The organism is Pseudomonas sp. FeS53a (assembly GCF_000931385.1).
Lineage (GTDB): Bacteria > Pseudomonadota > Gammaproteobacteria > Pseudomonadales > Pseudomonadaceae > Metapseudomonas > Metapseudomonas otitidis.
This window is the reverse complement of sequence record NZ_JYFT01000041.1, coordinates 78,944-94,203: the sequence shown is the minus strand read 5'-3', so window position 1 is coordinate 94,203 and position 15,260 is coordinate 78,944. Positions and strand designations below refer to the sequence as shown.

Below are 15,260 nucleotides of genomic sequence, written 5' to 3'. Positions count from 1 at the left end.
TGGGCGCCCCGCGTCATAACGGGCGGTGTCATGCTCAACAAATATCCCCTGTGGAAGTACCTGCTGATCCTGGCGGTCCTCACCGTCGGCCTCATCTATTCCGCACCCAACCTCTACCCCGATGATCCGGCGATCCAGATTTCCGGTACCAGCACCGCGCTGAAGATCCAGCAGCCCGATGTGGACCGCGCGCTGGCGGCGCTGAAGGAAGCCGGCATCGAGGTCAAGAGCTCCAGCATCAGCGAACGTGGCGGCCTGTTCCGTCTGACCAAGCTGGGCGACCAGCTGCCGGCCAAGGACGCCATCCGCCGTGCACTGGGTGACGACTACGTGGTTGCCCTCAACCTGGCCCCCACCACGCCCCAGTGGCTGCGCAGCCTGGGTGCCTCGCCGATGAAGCTGGGCCTCGACCTCTCCGGTGGTGTGCACTTCCTGCTGGAAGTGGACATGGAGAAGGCCCTGACCTCGCGCCTGAAAATCTACGAAGGCGAAGTCCGCACCCTGCTGCGCAAGGAGCGCGTGCGCTACCGCAGCCTGCCGGGCGTCGACAACGGCTTCCAGCTGGGCTTCAGCGACCAGGAGAGCCTGGACAAGGCCCAGTCCCTGATCCGCAAGACCTTCAATGACTTCGACCTTAAGACCGGCGAGCGGGGCGACCAGCAGGTCCTGACCCTCACCCTGACCCAGGCCAAGGTCACCGAGATCCGCGAATACTCCATCAAGCAGAACCTCACCACCGTCCGCAACCGCGTGAACGAGCTGGGCGTCGCCGAGCCGCTGGTCCAGCGCCAGGGCGCCAACCGCATCGTGGTGGAACTGCCCGGCGTGCAGGACACTGCCGAAGCCAAGCGTATCCTCGGCAAGACCGCCAACCTCGAGTTCCGCCTGGCGGCTGCGGCCGATGCCAACAAGGCCAGCACCGAGTCCTTCGAATTCCGCGAGCCGGGTCGTCCGCCGGTGCCGCTGGAGCGCAGCCTGATCATCACCGGTGACCAGGTCACCGATGCCCAGGCGAGCTACGACGAGAATGGCCGCCCGCAGGTGAACATCCGCCTCGATGGCCACGGCGGCGAGCTGATGAACCGTGCCACCCGCAACAACGTGGGCCGCAGCATGGCGGTGATCTTCATCGAGCAACGTCCGCAGAGCCGCTACGTGAAGCAGGTGGTGGATGGCGTCGAGAAGGAAGTCGAGGTCCAGAGCTTCAAGGAAGAGAAGAAGATCATCAGCCTGGCGACCATCCAGTCGCCGCTGGGCAGCCAGTTCCGTATCACCGGCCTGAACGGCCAGGGTGAATCCTCCGAGCTGGCCCTGCTGCTGCGTGCCGGTGGTCTGGCTGCGCCGATGTACTTCGCCGAAGAGCGCACCATCGGCCCGAGCCTGGGTGCCGAGAACATCGTCAAGGGCATCGAGTCCACCGAGTGGGCGATGGTCTTCGTGTCGCTGTTCATCATCGCGATCTACCGCTTCTTCGGTGTGCTGGCCACCGTGGCCCTGGCATTCAACCTGGTGCTGCTGGTCGGCCTGATGTCGGTGATCGGTGCCACCCTGACCCTGCCGGGTATCGCCGGTATCGTCCTAACCCTGGGCATGGCGGTGGACGCCAACGTGCTGATCTACTCGCGGATACGCGAGGAGCTGGCCAATGGGATGGGGGTCCAGCGTGCGATCCACGAGGGCTTCGACCGTGCCTACACCGCGATCGTCGACTCGAACCTGACCACCCTGCTGGTGGGCGGCATCCTCTTCGCCCTGGGTACCGGGCCGATCAAGGGCTTCGCCGTCACCATGTCGCTGGGTATCGTCACCTCGATGTTCACCGCGATCATGTTCACCCGAGGCCAGGTCAACCTGATCTTCGGTGGCCGCAACTTCAAGAAACTGTGGATCTGAGGCAGCCATGATCAAGTCAACCATTCGCTTCATGGCGATCCGCAACCTCGCGTTCGCCATCACCGTCGTCATCAGCCTGATCGGCATCGGTGCCCTGTTCATGAAGGGCCTGAACTTCGGCCTGGACTTCACCGGCGGCACCCTGATCGAGCTGTCCTACGAGAAGCCGGCCAACCTGGAGCGCATCAAGGAAGAGCTGGGGCAGGCCGGTTACCGCGATGCGGTGGTGCAGAGCTTCGGCGCCACCACCGACGTGCTGGTCCGCCTGGCTGGCGAAGACCCGCAGCTGGGTAACCAGGTGGCGGCTTCGCTGCGCAAGATCGACGCCGACACCCAGTTCACCGTGAAGCGCGTCGAGTTCGTCGGCCCGCAAGTGGGTGAGGAGCTGCGCGACCAGGGCGGCCTGGCGATGCTTCTGGCGCTGGGTGGCATCCTGCTGTACCTCGGCTTCCGCTTCCAGTGGAAGTTCGGCGTCGGTGCGGTGGCATCGCTGGTCCACGACGTGATCGTCACCCTGGGCATCCTGGCGTTCTTCCAGGTGCCGTTCGACCTGACTGTGCTGGCGGCGGTGCTGGCGATGATCGGTTACTCGCTCAACGACACCATCATCATCTTCGACCGGATCCGCGAGAACTTCCGCGTCCTGCGCAAGGCGGACCTGATCGAGAACATCGACGTGTCCTGCACCCAGACGCTGCTGCGTACCATCGCCACTTCCACCTCCACGGCATTGGCCCTGCTGGCGCTGCTGCTGTTCGGTGGCGACAGCCTGCACGGCTTTGCCCTGTCGCTGATGGTGGGTGTCGTGGTGGGGACCTACTCCTCGATCTACATCAGTGCGCCGGTGCTCATCTGGCTGAAACTGACCTCCGAGGACCTCATTCCGCCGGCCGCGACTGCCGAAGTGGACGAGCGTCCCTGACAGCAGGTGTGCTTCATCGTAAAGGCCCGCGAAAGCGGGCCTTTCTCGTTTCTGGCTTTGTGAAAGACATCCCATTGGCTGTGTTGCTGGTCGGACTGTAGGAACTTGGGTGAATGCGTGTAATCCAAGGCAAGGCATAGGGCGAAAGCCCGGAGTGAAACCAGGAGGTTCAAGTGAACAAGTCGATGCTCGTCGGCGCGGTGCTGGGTGCGGTCGGTGTAACCGCCGGTGGCGCCGTCGCAACCTACAGCCTTGTGGGCAACAGCCCGGAATACGCCGAGGTGCTCGCGGTACAGCCCGTCAAGGAGACCATCAAGACCCCGCGCGAGGTCTGCAAGGATGTCGCCGTGACCCGTCAACGGCCGGTCCAGGACCAGCACCAGATCGCCGGTACCGTGCTCGGCGCGGTGGCGGGTGGCCTGCTGGGCAACCAGGTCGGCGGCGGCAACGGCAAGAAGATCGCGACCGTGGCTGGCGCCGTGGGCGGCGGTTATGCGGGTAACAAGGTGCAGGAGCACATGCAGAACAGCGACACCTACACCACCACCGAAACCCGCTGCAACACCGTGCACGAGACCAGCGAGAAGGTGGTCGGTTATGACGTGCAGTACCAGCTGGACGGTCGTGTGAACCAGGTGCGCATGGATCACGATCCGGGTGCTCAGATCCCGGTGGGCAAGGACGGTCGCCTGATCCTGTCGCAGCGCCAGCCGTTGCAGCAGGCCGGCGTCAACCAGTAACCGCTGGTTCTCGCCCATGAAAAAGGCGCCGTAAGGCGCCTTTTTCGTTGTGGTCGCGGTTCAGCGCTTCAGCGAGGGCGGCAGGTGCGGCTGGATGGCAGTCAGCACGGCCTTGAAGCACTTGGTGTTGCCGGCCACGACGTGGCCCTTTTCCAGGAAGTCGTGGCCGCCGGTGAAGTCGCTCACCAGGCCGCCGGCTTCCTGTACCAGCAGGGCGCCTGCTGCCATGTCCCACTCGGACAGGCCGAACTCCCAGAACGCATCGAAGCGGCCGGCGGCGACATAGGCCAGGTCCAGGCTCGCGGAGCCGGCGCGGCGAAGGCCTGCGGTCTGGCCGACCAGGCTGCGGAACATGTTCAGGTAGTTGTCCAGGTGGTCGAGCTGGCTGTCACGGAAGGGGAAGCCGGTGCCGAGCAGGGCGCCTTCCAGGCTCTTGCGGTTGCTGACGCGCAGGCGGCGGCCATTCAGGGCGGCGCCACGGCCACGGCTGGCGGTGAACTCTTCCTGGCGGACCGGATCGAGGACCACCGCATGTTCCAGGCGGCCCTTGTATTTGCAGGCGATGCTGACGGCGAAGTGCGGGACGCCGCGGATGAAGTTGGTGGTGCCGTCCAGCGGGTCGATGATCCACTGGTAGTCGGCGCCCTCGCCGGTGCCGGCGATGGAGGTGCCTTCCTCGCCCAGGATGCCGTGGGTCGGATACGCCTTGCGCAGGGCCTGGATGATGGTTTCCTCGGCAGCGCGGTCGACTTCGGTGACGTAGTCCTTGGCGTCCTTCTCGTTGATGGCGATCACGTCCAGGCGCTCGATCGAACGGAAGATCAATTCGCCGGCGCTGCGAGCGGCGCGCAGGGCGATGTTCAGCATGGGCTGCATGGGGGCGTATACCTGGGGTCGTTAAAGAAAGCCGCGAATTCTAGCAGAAAAGCCCGGGCCATGTAGATGCGCCCATCGGCCTTCGTGGTGTTTACCCGACTGTTTCTGTAAGATTTCCCACCCTTTTGTTTGTAGTCCATGTGGGAGCAGGCGGGCGTGCTGCAGAACATTCGTGTGGTGCTGGTCGGCACCAGTCATCCCGGCAACATCGGCGGTGCCGCGCGGGCGATGAAGAACATGGGCCTGTCGAAGCTCGTGCTGGTCCAGCCGGAGCAGTTCCCCGATCGCGAGGCCTATGCCCGCGCCTCGGGTGCCGACGATATCCTCGAATCCGCCCTGGTGGTGGACACCCTGGAGCAGGCGCTGGTGGGCTGCAGCCTGGTCTATGGCACCAGCGCGCGGGATCGCCATATCCCCTGGCCGCTGCTGGACCCTCGCGAGTGCGCGGCCAGTTGCGTCGAGCAGATCAGCGATGGGGCCGAGGTCGCCCTGGTGTTCGGGCGCGAATACGCCGGCCTGACCAACGACGAGCTGCAGCGTTGCCAGTTCCATGTGCATATCCCATCCGACCCGGCCTTTGGCTCCCTGAACCTGGCGTCCGCCGTGCAGGTGCTGACCTACGAGGCGCGCATGGCCTGGCTGCAGGTCCAGGGCCAGCCGACCAAGATGGAGAAGGTGGAGCTCACGGCCGAGGAGAATGTACAGCCGGTGACGGTCGACGAGCTCGAGCGCTTCTTCGGCCACCTGGAGCAGACCCTGGTGGACATCGCCTTCCTCGACCCTGAGCGTCCCCGGCATCTGATGACCCGCCTGCGCCGCCTCTACGGTCGCGCCGCCATCAGCAAGCTCGAGATGAACATCCTGCGCGGCATCCTCACCGAGACGCAGAAGGCGGCGCGCGGCGAGATCCAGAAGCGGAGGGAGAAGTAATGCTGGCTCGCATGCGAGAAGACATCCGGGGTGTATTCCACCGTGACCCGGCAGCGCGCACGGCCTTCGAGGTGCTCACCTGCTACCCGGGGCTGCATGCCATCTGGCTGCATCGCGTCGCGCACGCGCTGTGGGTTGCCGGGTGGAAGTGGGCGGCGCGGCTGGTGTCGAACTTCGGTCGCTGGCTGACCGGCATTGAGATCCACCCCGGTGCGCGGATCGGTCGGCGCTTCTTCATCGACCACGGCATGGGCATCGTCATTGGCGAGACGGCCGAGATCGGTGACGACGTCACCCTCTACCAGGGCGTGACCCTGGGTGGCACCAGCTGGAACAAGGGCAAGCGCCACCCGACTCTTGAAGATGGCGTGGTGGTGGGAGCGGGGGCCAAGGTGCTTGGCCCGTTCACGGTCGGAGCGGGGGCCAAGATCGGCTCCAATGCAGTGGTGACCAAGGCCGTCCCGGCTGGCGCCACGGCGGTCGGCATTCCTGCGCGGATCATCATCAAGGAGGATTCCGAGCAGGCTGCGCGGCGCCAGGCCCTTGCCGAACGCTTCGGCTTCGATGCCTATGGCGTGGGGCAGGACATGCCGGATCCGGTGGCGCGCGCCATCGGTCAACTGCTCGATCACGTCCAGGCGGTTGATCAGCGCCTCGATGGCATGTGCAAGGCGCTCACCGAGCTGGGTAGCGACTACCGCGCGACAGCCCTGCCCGAGTTGCGTTGCGAGGCCTTCGAGGATGAAAAGGGCGCCACGGAGCGTCCGGCGGTCTGATAGGCGAGGGGGTGAAATTCTGATATCATTCGCGCCCCTGCCTAGCGCAATACCCGACTTATTTAATCAGGCTTATAGTTGACTTAAATAGTCGGGAATAGCATACTCGCTCGCACTTCAGCGAACCGTGGACTTCCCATGCGACTGACCACCAAAGGCCGCTACGCCGTCACAGCCATGCTCGACCTGGCTTTGCACTCGCAGCAAGGTCCGGTTTCTCTGGCAGATATTTCCGAGCGTCAGGGCATCTCCCTCTCTTATCTCGAGCAGCTGTTCGCCAAGTTGCGCCGTGGCAACCTGGTCAGCAGCGTTCGCGGCCCGGGGGGCGGCTACCAGCTGTCCCGCGACGTTTCCAGCATCTACGTGGCGCAGGTCATCGACGCGGTCAACGAGTCCGTCGATGTCACCCGCTGCCAGGGCCAGGGCAACTGCGACTCCTCCGGCGGTGCCTGCCTGACCCACCATCTGTGGGATGACCTCAGCCTCCAGATCCACGACTTCCTCAGCAGCATCAGCCTGAGCGACATCGTCAGTCGCAACGAGGTCCAGGAAGTCGCCCAGCGTCAGAACGAGCGCCATGGCCAGCGTCGTCCCAGTGGACGGAATTCGAGCCCCGAAAAGATTGAAGTGTCCGCCATCGAATGAGCAGGGCACCCGCCTGATAGGAGACAACCGATGAGATTGCCGATTTACCTGGATTACTCCGCAACCACTCCGGTCGACCCCCGCGTTGCTCAGAAGATGAGCGATTGCCTGCTGGCCGACGGCAACTTCGGTAACCCCGCTTCCCGCTCCCACGTGTTCGGCTGGAAAGCTGAGGAGGCGGTGGAGAACGCCCGTCGCCAGGTGGCCGAGCTGGTCAATGCCGACCCCCGCGAAATCGTCTGGACCTCCGGCGCCACCGAGTCCGACAACCTCGCCATCAAGGGTGTCGCGCACTTCTACCAGAGCAAGGGCAAGCACCTGATCACCTCCAAGATCGAGCACAAGGCGGTCCTGGACACCACTCGCCAGCTGGAGCGCGAAGGCTTCGAGGTCACCTACCTGGAGCCCGGTGAAGACGGCCTGATCACTCCAGCGATGGTCGAGGCGGCCCTGCGCGACGACACCATCCTCGTCTCCGTCATGCACGTGAACAACGAGATCGGCACCGTCAACGACATCGCTGCCATCGGCGAGCTGACCCGCGCCCGCGGCATCCTGTTCCACGTGGATGCGGCCCAGTCCACCGGCAAGGTGGAGATCGACCTGGAGAAGCTCAAGGTCGACCTGATGTCCTTCTCCGCCCACAAGACCTACGGCCCGAAAGGCATCGGCGCTCTCTACGTACGCCGCAAGCCGCGGGTGCGCCTGGAGGCGATGATGCACGGCGGCGGTCACGAGCGCGGCATGCGTTCCGGTACCCTGGCCACCCACCAGATCGTCGGCATGGGCGAAGCCTTCCAGATCGCCAAGCAGGAAATGGCCTCCGAGAACGAGCGCATCCGTGGTCTCAGCCAGCGCTTCTGGGCTGCCCTGGATGGTATGGAAGAGCTGTACCTGAACGGCAGCGCCACCGCCCGCGTTCCGCACAACCTGAACCTCAGCTTCAACTACGTCGAAGGTGAGTCGCTGATCATGGCGCTCAAGGACCTGGCCGTGTCCTCGGGTTCGGCCTGCACCTCCGCCTCCCTCGAGCCGTCCTACGTGCTGCGTGCCCTGGGCCGTAACGACGAGTTGGCGCACAGCTCCATCCGCTTCACCTTCGGCCGCTTCACCACCGAGGAAGAGGTCGACTACGCGGCCGCCAAGGTGCGCGAGGCGGTGGACAAACTCCGTGAGTTGTCCCCCCTGTGGGACATGTACAAAGAGGGCGTCGACCTCTCCAAGGTCGAATGGCAGGCGCACTGACGCCCCCCTGATGAGCGAGGAATAAGCACATGGCATACAGCGAAAAGGTCATCGACCACTACGAGAACCCCCGGAACGTCGGCAAGCTCGACGCCGAGGACCCGAACGTCGGCACCGGCATGGTCGGCGCCCCGGCATGCGGCGACGTGATGCGCCTGCAGATCAAGGTCAACGAGCAGGGCGTGATCGAAGACGCCAAGTTCAAGACCTACGGCTGCGGTTCCGCCATCGCCTCCAGCTCCCTCGCCACCGAGTGGATGAAGGGCAAGACCCTGGACGAGGCCGCTGCCATCAAGAACACCACCATTGCCGAAGAGCTGGCCCTGCCGCCGGTGAAGATCCACTGCTCGGTCCTGGCCGAGGACGCCATCAAGGCGGCCGTCCAGGACTACAAGCAGAAGAAGGGTCTGATCTGATCATCGAGGAGTCGTTATGGCCATCAGCATGACCGAAGCCGCCGCCAGCCATGTCCGTCGCTCCCTCGAGGGGCGCGGCAAGGGCGAGGGCATCCGACTCGGCGTCCGCACCACCGGCTGCTCCGGCCTGGCCTACGTGCTGGAGTTCGTCGACGAGGTGGCGTCCGAGGATCTCGTCTACGAGAGCCACGGGGTCAAGGTGATCATCGATCCCAAGAGCCTGGCCTATCTCGACGGCACCGAACTGGACTTCGTCCGCGAAGGTCTCAACGAGGGCTTCAAGTTCAATAACCCGAACGTTCGCGGCGAGTGCGGTTGCGGCGAAAGCTTCAACGTCTGAGGTTCGGTGTGGGTAGTCCCTGTCACTTCGCGCTGTTCGATCTCAAGCCCGGCTTCGAGATCGATCCCGAGCGCCTGGCGGTTCGCTATCGCGAGCTGGCCCGTACCGTCCACCCCGACCGCTTCGTCGATGCGCCCGAGCGCGAGCAGCGTCTGGCGCTTGAGCATGCCGCCCAGCTCAACGAGGCCTACCAGGTCCTGCGCAGTGCCCCACGGCGTGCGCTCTACCTGTTGGCGCTGAAGGGGCGCGAGCTGCCGCTGGAGGCGACCGTCCAGGATCCCGGCTTCCTGCTGCAGCAGATGCAGTGGCGCGAAGAGCTGGAAGACCTTCAGGACTCCGCCGATCTCGATGGCGTTGCCTCGTTCAAGCGCCGCCTGCGCTCGGCCCAGGCCGAGCTCGAGTCGGCGTTCGCAGCCTGTTGGGATGACGAAGCCCGCCGCGATGAGGCCGAGCGCCTCGTGCGCCGCATGCAGTTCCTCGACAAGCTCGCCCAGGAAGTGCGCCAACTCGAAGAGCGCCTCGACGACTAACCCTGTCGCCCTCGCCATGGCGGGGGCGCCGCCTGACTAGCAGACCAGCATGGCCCTACTGCAGATCGCCGAACCCGGACTGAGCCCCAAGCCGCACCAGCGTCGCCTGGCCGTGGGCATCGACCTCGGCACCACCAATTCCCTTGTCGCCGCCGTCAGAAGCGGTGTCGCCGAGCCCCTGCCCGATGCCCAGGGCGACGTGATCGTCCCTTCGGCCGTTCGCTACCATGCCGACCGGGTCGAGGTCGGGCGTACCGCCCGTGACACCGCCCTTGAAGATCCGCTGAACACCATCCTCTCCGTCAAGCGCCTGATGGGGCGTGGCCTGGAGGATGTGAAGCACCTCGGCGAGCACCTGCCCTACCGCTTCGTCGCGGGCGAATCCCACATGCCGTTCATCGAGACCGTGCAGGGCGTCCGCAGTCCGGTCGAGGTGTCCGCCGAAATCCTTCGCGCATTGCGCCAGCGTGCCGAGTCGAGCCTGGGGGGCGAGCTGGTGGGTGCGGTCATTACCGTGCCGGCCTATTTCGATGATGCCCAGCGGCAGGCCACCAAGGACGCTGCGCGCCTAGCTGGCCTGAATGTGCTGCGCCTGCTCAATGAGCCGACGGCGGCAGCGGTCGCCTATGGCCTGGACAAGCAGGCCCAGGGTGTTGTCGCCATCTATGACCTGGGCGGCGGCACCTTCGACGTTTCCATCCTTCGCCTGACCCGTGGCGTCTTCGAGGTCCTGGCCACCGGCGGTGACAGCGCCCTCGGCGGTGATGACTTCGACCATGCCATCGCTGGCTGGATCGTCGAGCAGGCCGGTCTTTCCGCTGACCTGGATGCCGGTGCCCAGCGCAACCTGCTGCAGGTGGCCTGCGCCGCCAAGGAAGCGCTTACCACGGCCGACCAGGTAGATGTTGCCTACCGTGGCTGGACCTCCAGTCTGACCCGTGCCCACTTCGAGTCGCTGATCGAGCCCATGGTGGCGCGCAGCCTCAAGGCCTGCCGCCGCGCAGTGCGGGATGCCGGCATCGAAGTCGAGGATGTGGAGGCGGTGGTGATGGTCGGCGGTTCGACCCGCGTGCCCCGCGTTCGCGAGGCGGTGGGCGGCCTGTTCGGGCGTGAGCCGCTCACCGACATCGATCCGGACCAGGTGGTGGCCATCGGCGCCGCCATCCAGGCTGACATCCTGGCGGGAAACAAGCGCGGCGAAGAGCTGCTGTTGCTCGACGTGATCCCGCTGTCCCTTGGCCTCGAGACCATGGGCGGATTGATGGAGAAGGTCATCCCGCGCAACACCACCATCCCGGTGGCGCGTGCGCAGGACTTCACCACCTACCGCGACGGCCAGACCGCCATGATGATCCACGTGCTCCAGGGCGAGCGCGAGCTGGTCAAGGATTGCCGCTCCCTGGCCCGCTTCGAGCTACGCGGCATCCCGCCGATGGTGGCGGGTGCGGCCAAGATCCGTGTCACCTTCCAGGTGGATGCCGACGGTCTGCTGGGCGTGACCGCGCGCGAGCTGGGCTCGGGTGTTGAGGCGAGCATTCAGGTCAAGCCGTCCTACGGCCTGACCGATGGCGAGATCGCCCGCATGCTGCAGGACTCCTTCCAGTACGCCAATGACGACAAGCAGGCCCGGGTGCTGCGTGAGCACCAGGTTGAGGCCCGTCGCCTGATCGAGGCGGTCGAGGCGGCTGTCCAGGCGGACGGCGACACCCTGCTGGACGCCGACGAACGTGCCGCTATCGCCTACCAGCTGGATCAGTTGCGCGAACTGCTCGAAGGCAGTGACGGCGTGGCGATCGAGCAGCAGACCAAACGACTGGTCCAGGTGACCGACGCCTTCGCGGCGCGGCGCATGGATGCCAGTGTCAAGGCAGCCCTCGCCGGGCGCCGACTGAATGAAATCGAGGAATGACCCCATGCCGCAGATCGTATTCCTGCCCCACGCCGAGCACTGCCCCGAAGGGCTGGTGGTAGAGGCCCAGCCGGGCGAGACCATCATCGCGGCGGCGCTGCGCAACGGCCTGGAGATCGAGCACGCCTGCGAGATGTCCTGTGCCTGCACCACCTGCCACGTGGTCGTGCGTGAAGGCTTCGCCTCCATGGAGCCCTCCGACGAGCTGGAGGACGACATGCTGGACAAGGCCTGGGGGCTTGAGGCCGAGTCGCGCCTGTCCTGCCAGGCCGTCGTAGGCGAAGAGGACCTGGTGGTGGAGATTCCGAAGTACACCATCAACCAGGTTTCGGAAAAGCACTGAGGGCCGCGCCATGAGTCTGAAATGGGTCGATGTGCTGGAAATCGCCATCCAGCTCGCCGAAAGCAAGCCTGACGTGGACCCGCGCTACGTCAATTTCGTCGATCTCCACAACTGGGTGACCAGCCTGCCCGAGTTCGACGATGACACCCAGCGAGGCGGGGAGAAGGTCCTGGAGGCGATCCAGGCGGCCTGGATCGAAGAGGCCGACTGAGGCCTGCTCAGCCACCCTACGCATTTAACAGGAACCCGCGTATAATTCGCGGGTTTAATTTTTCGCTTTAATCCATAGTTTCCGGAGTAATTCCATGGCTGTTGAACGTACCCTCTCCATCATCAAGCCGGACGCCGTTTCCAAGAACGTCATCGGCGAGATCGTCACCCGCTTCGAAAAGGCCGGCCTGCGCGTCGTTGCCGCCAAGATGGTCCAGCTGTCCGAGCGTGAAGCCGGTGGTTTCTACGCCGAGCACAAAGAGCGCCCCTTCTTCAAGGACCTGGTGTCCTTCATGACTTCCGGTCCGGTCGTTGTCCAGGTCCTGGAAGGCGAAGGCGCCATTGCCAAGAACCGTGAACTGATGGGCGCTACCGATCCGAAGAAAGCCGACGCCGGCACCATCCGCGCTGATTTCGCCGTTTCCATCGACGAGAACGCCGTACACGGTTCCGACTCCGAGGCCTCCGCTGCTCGCGAGATCGCCTACTTCTTCGCTGCCACCGAGGTGTGCGCTCGCATCCGCTGATCGCGGCTGGGAGAGGGTGAAGCCATGACTGCATCGACCGGTAAAGTGAACCTGCTGGGTCTGACCCAGCCGCAACTGGAAAGCTTCTTCGAAACCATCGGGGAGAAACGCTTCCGCGCCGGTCAGGTGATGAAGTGGATTCACCACTTCGGCGTCGAGGACTTCGACGCCATGAGCAATATCGGCAAGGCCTTGCGCGAAAAGCTCAAGGCCTCTGCCGAGATCCGTGGCCCGGAAGTGGTCAGCCAGGACATTTCCAGCGATGGCACCCGCAAGTGGGTGGTCCGGGTGGCGTCGGGCAGCTGCGTCGAGACCGTCTACATCCCCCAGGGAGGGCGCGGCACGCTGTGCGTCTCGTCCCAGGCTGGTTGCGCGCTGGACTGCAGCTTCTGCTCCACGGGCAAGCAAGGCTTCAACAGCGACCTCACCGCCGCCGAGATCATCGGCCAGGTCTGGATCGCCAACAAATCCTTCGGCACCGTGCCGGCCAAGATCGACCGCGCCATCACCAACGTGGTGATGATGGGCATGGGCGAGCCGCTGCTGAACTTCGACAACGTCGTCGCCGCCATGACCATCATGATGGACGACCTCGGCTACGGCATTTCCAAGCGCAAGGTGACCCTGTCCACCTCAGGCGTGGCACCGATGATCGACAAGCTCGCTGAGGTCACCGACGTGTCCCTGGCGCTGTCCCTGCACGCGCCCAATGACGAACTGCGTAACGAGCTGGTACCGATCAACAAGAAGTACCCCCTCGCGGTGGTACTGGATGCCTGCAATCGCTACATCTCCCGCCTTGGAGAGAAGCGCTTCCTGACCATCGAGTACACACTGCTCAAGGATGTGAACGATCAGCCTGTCCATGCTGAGCAGATGATCGCACTCCTCAAGGATTTTCCTTGCAAGATCAACCTCATTCCGTTTAATCCCTTCCCCTTCTCCGGGTACGAGCGGCCGAGCAACAACGCCATTCGCCGTTTCCAGGACCTGTTGCACAAGGCCGGCCACAACGTCACCGTTCGCACCACCCGTGGCGACGACATCGACGCCGCGTGTGGGCAACTGGTCGGGCAGGTCATGGACCGTACCCGCCGCAGTGAGCGTTACATCGCCCTGCGTCAGCTCGATACCGATGCGGACGCCGGCCTGAACGCCGCCAATCGAAACTGAAGGGAGGAACCCCATGACCCTGCGCATCGCGCTGACTGCTTTACTCGCAAGCCTATGCATGGGATGTGTTTCGAGCGGGAGCGTAGATCCCCTCTCAACGTCAAAAGGGCGAGATGAGGCGCGTGATGCCTATATTCGTCTTGGCCTCGGGTATTTGCAGGAAGGGCAGTCCGAGCAAGCCAAGGTTCCGTTGAAGCAGGCGCTGGATCTGGACTCCTCCAACCCCGACGCCCATGCGGCGTTAGCGCTTGTCTTTCAAAATGAGTTAGAACCTGCGCTGGCTGATGAGCATTATCGAAGGGCGCTTTCTGCGCGTGCTGATGCTCGCATCAGAAACAACTATGGAAGCTTCTTGTTCGAGCAAAAGCGCTACAAGGAAGCTTACGAGCAGTTCCAGGCTGCAGCCGAAGATAATCTTTACCCAGAGCGTTCCCGCGTATTCGAGAATATGGGGCTGGTAGCTCTCCAACTGAAGCAGCCTGCCCTGGCCAAGCAGCATTTTGAGAAGTCCCTTCGTCTTAACAGCCAGCAACCCAGAGCGCTTCTCGAGATGTCGCAGTTGCTGTACGACGAGAAGCAATACGTCCCCGCCCGCGACTATTACCTGAGCTTTTCGTCCATGGCGCCCCAGACAGCCCGCAGCCTCCTGCTCGGCGTGCGCATCGCCACGGTCTTCGACGACCGTGACCAGGCCGCCAGCCTGGGCCTGCAGCTCAAACGCCTCTATCCCGGTACGCCCGAGTACCAGCAATACCTGTCGGAGCAAAGATGAAATCGTCGCAACCCGAACCTGTTGCAGCGACCCGGGGCAATCCGGGCGAAGTGCTGCGCCAGGCGCGAGAGAACCAGGGCCTGGACCTGGCCGACATCGCCCGCCAGCTGAACCTGACCGAATACGCGTTGCGCCAACTGGAGGCCGGCTCTTTCGAGCAGCTTCCCGGGCACACCTTCGCGCGCGGTTACATCCGCGCCTACGCCAAGCTCATCGGGCTCGACCAGGCTGAACTGGTTGCCGAGTTCGATCGTTACACCGGCACCGATGCCACCGGCAGCAACGTGCACAGCCTCGGTCGTATCGAGGAACCGGTTCGCTTGTCCCAGAGCGTGCTGCGTTTCGTCAGCTTCGCGATCCTCGTCGCCCTCGGCGTCATCGGCTTCCTCTGGTGGCAGGATCAGGCCGAGCGTCGCGCCAGCGACAACAGCGAGCTGAGCCTGGAGCACGTGGAAGTCGAGAGTGCCGACGGTACCACCCAGATCCACCCGCTGGACGAGCCGGAAGACCAGGCCGTTGTCGAAGCCGAGCAGGAAGCCCAGGCCGCAGGTAGCGAGACCGCCGCTGTTCCCCCGGTTTCGCCGCAGCAGCCCGCTACGCCGTCCCAGGCGCCGGCTGCTACCGCACCCCCCCCCACCGTCAATTCCGCTGCCGCTCAGCCCGCGCAACCCAGCACCGCAGCACCGGCCACTGCGCCGGCCCAGCCCGCTATCCCGGCCCAGGCACCCGCGCCTGCCGCGTCGCCCAGTGCCCCGGTCGTGGCCGCTGCCGGTGAAGGCGTGGTGCGTGTGCAGTTCACCGCCAACTGCTGGTTCCAGCTCACCGACGCTGGCGGCGCCGTGCTGCAGAGCGGGATCAAGCGCTCCGGCGAGAGCATCGAGGCTGCCGGCAAGGCCCCCCTCGAACTGCGACTGGGCTATGCCCGAGGCGCCCAGGTCAGCTACAACGGCCAGCCCGTGGATATCGCGCCGTTCATCCATGGCGAGACCGCTCGCCTGAAACTGGGTCAATAA

The 15,260-nt window shown here is 64.4% G+C and carries 18 protein-coding genes; 17 read left to right on the top strand and 1 reads right to left on the bottom strand.

Annotated features, from left to right (window positions below):
* The first annotated feature begins 30 nt into the window (after positions 1–30).
* From secD to SZ55_RS12300, 3 genes are all read left to right on the top strand, one after another.
* Complete coding sequence (secD, locus tag SZ55_RS12310; protein WP_044406018.1) at positions 31–1,893, top strand: protein translocase subunit SecD; 1,863 nt, start codon at positions 31–33, stop codon at positions 1,891–1,893.
* 7 nt (positions 1,894–1,900) lie between these two features.
* Complete coding sequence (gene secF, locus SZ55_RS12305; protein ID WP_044406017.1) at positions 1,901–2,815, top strand: protein translocase subunit SecF; 915 nt, start codon at positions 1,901–1,903, stop codon at positions 2,813–2,815.
* Positions 2,816–2,988: 173 nt separating this feature from the next.
* The gene (locus SZ55_RS12300; protein ID WP_044406016.1) at positions 2,989–3,555 is read left to right on the top strand and encodes a glycine zipper 2TM domain-containing protein; all 567 of its coding nucleotides are present in this window, start codon (positions 2,989–2,991) and stop codon (positions 3,553–3,555) included.
* 60 nt (positions 3,556–3,615) lie between these two features.
* On the opposite strand, the gene suhB is transcribed toward SZ55_RS12300, so the two are convergent.
* Complete coding sequence (gene suhB, locus SZ55_RS12295) at positions 3,616–4,431, bottom strand: type III secretion system regulator SuhB (protein ID WP_044406015.1); 816 nt, start codon at positions 4,429–4,431, stop codon at positions 3,616–3,618.
* 156 nt (positions 4,432–4,587) lie between these two features.
* Here suhB and trmJ point away from each other — a divergent pair, with 156 nt between their 5' ends.
* The 14 genes from trmJ (at position 4,588) to SZ55_RS12225 (ending at position 15,260) form a co-directional block, all read left to right on the top strand.
* Positions 4,588–5,361: a tRNA (cytosine(32)/uridine(32)-2'-O)-methyltransferase TrmJ gene (gene trmJ / locus SZ55_RS12290; protein WP_162484936.1), complete on the top strand. Its 774-nt coding sequence runs from the start codon at positions 4,588–4,590 to the stop codon at positions 5,359–5,361.
* Positions 5,361–6,137 (top strand): serine O-acetyltransferase, encoded by a 777-nt coding sequence (gene cysE, locus SZ55_RS12285; RefSeq protein WP_044406011.1) that lies wholly within the window; start codon positions 5,361–5,363, stop codon positions 6,135–6,137. Before trmJ ends, cysE begins: the two co-directional genes overlap by 1 nt.
* Before the next feature lie 138 nt (positions 6,138–6,275).
* A complete protein-coding gene (gene iscR / locus SZ55_RS12280; RefSeq protein WP_044406009.1) occupies positions 6,276–6,782 on the top strand; it encodes a Fe-S cluster assembly transcriptional regulator IscR in 507 nt (168 codons plus the stop codon).
* 30 nt (positions 6,783–6,812) lie between these two features.
* Positions 6,813–8,027 carry an IscS subfamily cysteine desulfurase gene (locus SZ55_RS12275; RefSeq protein ID WP_044406007.1) on the top strand — a complete coding sequence of 405 codons (1,215 nt, stop codon included), beginning with the start codon at positions 6,813–6,815 and terminating at the stop codon, positions 8,025–8,027.
* A gap of 29 nt (positions 8,028–8,056) precedes the next feature.
* Positions 8,057–8,443 carry a Fe-S cluster assembly scaffold IscU gene (gene iscU, locus SZ55_RS12270; protein WP_044406005.1) on the top strand — a complete coding sequence of 129 codons (387 nt, stop codon included), beginning with the start codon at positions 8,057–8,059 and terminating at the stop codon, positions 8,441–8,443.
* A 16-nt stretch (positions 8,444–8,459) separates the two neighbouring features.
* Complete coding sequence (iscA, locus tag SZ55_RS12265) at positions 8,460–8,783, top strand: iron-sulfur cluster assembly protein IscA (RefSeq protein WP_044406003.1); 324 nt, start codon at positions 8,460–8,462, stop codon at positions 8,781–8,783.
* Positions 8,784–8,791: 8 nt separating this feature from the next.
* Complete coding sequence (hscB, locus tag SZ55_RS12260) at positions 8,792–9,313, top strand: co-chaperone HscB (RefSeq protein ID WP_044406001.1); 522 nt, start codon at positions 8,792–8,794, stop codon at positions 9,311–9,313.
* A gap of 49 nt (positions 9,314–9,362) precedes the next feature.
* A complete protein-coding gene (hscA, locus tag SZ55_RS12255) occupies positions 9,363–11,222 on the top strand; it encodes a Fe-S protein assembly chaperone HscA (protein WP_044405999.1) in 1,860 nt (619 codons plus the stop codon).
* 4 nt (positions 11,223–11,226) lie between these two features.
* Positions 11,227–11,565, top strand: coding sequence for an ISC system 2Fe-2S type ferredoxin (gene fdx / locus SZ55_RS12250; protein ID WP_044405997.1), 339 nt, complete (start codon positions 11,227–11,229; stop codon positions 11,563–11,565).
* A gap of 10 nt (positions 11,566–11,575) precedes the next feature.
* Positions 11,576–11,776 carry a Fe-S cluster assembly protein IscX gene (gene iscX, locus SZ55_RS12245; protein ID WP_044405996.1) on the top strand — a complete coding sequence of 67 codons (201 nt, stop codon included), beginning with the start codon at positions 11,576–11,578 and terminating at the stop codon, positions 11,774–11,776.
* Positions 11,777–11,870: 94 nt separating this feature from the next.
* On the top strand, positions 11,871–12,302 hold the full coding sequence (gene ndk / locus SZ55_RS12240; protein ID WP_044405994.1) for a nucleoside-diphosphate kinase: 432 nt from the start codon (positions 11,871–11,873) through the stop codon (positions 12,300–12,302).
* Positions 12,303–12,326: 24 nt separating this feature from the next.
* The gene (rlmN, locus tag SZ55_RS12235; RefSeq protein ID WP_044405992.1) at positions 12,327–13,475 is read left to right on the top strand and encodes a 23S rRNA (adenine(2503)-C(2))-methyltransferase RlmN; all 1,149 of its coding nucleotides are present in this window, start codon (positions 12,327–12,329) and stop codon (positions 13,473–13,475) included.
* 13 nt (positions 13,476–13,488) lie between these two features.
* Entirely contained in the window at positions 13,489–14,247 is a 759-nt protein-coding gene (gene pilW, locus SZ55_RS12230) for a type IV pilus biogenesis/stability protein PilW (protein WP_044405990.1), read from the top strand.
* Positions 14,244–15,260 carry a RodZ domain-containing protein gene (locus SZ55_RS12225; RefSeq protein ID WP_044405988.1) on the top strand — a complete coding sequence of 339 codons (1,017 nt, stop codon included), beginning with the start codon at positions 14,244–14,246 and terminating at the stop codon, positions 15,258–15,260. Before pilW ends, SZ55_RS12225 begins: the two co-directional genes overlap by 4 nt.

Bases quoted from the DNA above. Each gene is read 5' to 3' on its own strand.
- rlmN (WP_044405992.1), top strand. From the start codon at position 12,327: ATGACTGCATCGACCGGTAAAGTGAACCTGCTGGGTCTGACCCAGCCG.
- iscX (WP_044405996.1), top strand. From the start codon at position 11,576: ATGAGTCTGAAATGGGTCGATGTGCTGGAAATCGCCATCCAGCTCGCC.
- secD (WP_044406018.1), top strand. From the start codon at position 31: ATGCTCAACAAATATCCCCTGTGGAAGTACCTGCTGATCCTGGCGGTC.
- iscA (WP_044406003.1), top strand. From the start codon at position 8,460: ATGGCCATCAGCATGACCGAAGCCGCCGCCAGCCATGTCCGTCGCTCC.
- hscA (WP_044405999.1), top strand. From the start codon at position 9,363: ATGGCCCTACTGCAGATCGCCGAACCCGGACTGAGCCCCAAGCCGCAC.
- secF (WP_044406017.1), top strand. From the start codon at position 1,901: ATGATCAAGTCAACCATTCGCTTCATGGCGATCCGCAACCTCGCGTTC.
- cysE (WP_044406011.1), top strand. From the start codon at position 5,361: ATGCTGGCTCGCATGCGAGAAGACATCCGGGGTGTATTCCACCGTGAC.
- fdx (WP_044405997.1), top strand. From the start codon at position 11,227: ATGCCGCAGATCGTATTCCTGCCCCACGCCGAGCACTGCCCCGAAGGG.
- SZ55_RS12275 (WP_044406007.1), top strand. From the start codon at position 6,813: ATGAGATTGCCGATTTACCTGGATTACTCCGCAACCACTCCGGTCGAC.
- SZ55_RS12225 (WP_044405988.1), top strand. From the start codon at position 14,244: ATGAAATCGTCGCAACCCGAACCTGTTGCAGCGACCCGGGGCAATCCG.
- pilW (WP_044405990.1), top strand. From the start codon at position 13,489: ATGACCCTGCGCATCGCGCTGACTGCTTTACTCGCAAGCCTATGCATG.
- iscR (WP_044406009.1), top strand. From the start codon at position 6,276: ATGCGACTGACCACCAAAGGCCGCTACGCCGTCACAGCCATGCTCGAC.
- suhB (WP_044406015.1), bottom strand. From the start codon at position 4,431: ATGCAGCCCATGCTGAACATCGCCCTGCGCGCCGCTCGCAGCGCCGGC.
- ndk (WP_044405994.1), top strand. From the start codon at position 11,871: ATGGCTGTTGAACGTACCCTCTCCATCATCAAGCCGGACGCCGTTTCC.
- iscU (WP_044406005.1), top strand. From the start codon at position 8,057: ATGGCATACAGCGAAAAGGTCATCGACCACTACGAGAACCCCCGGAAC.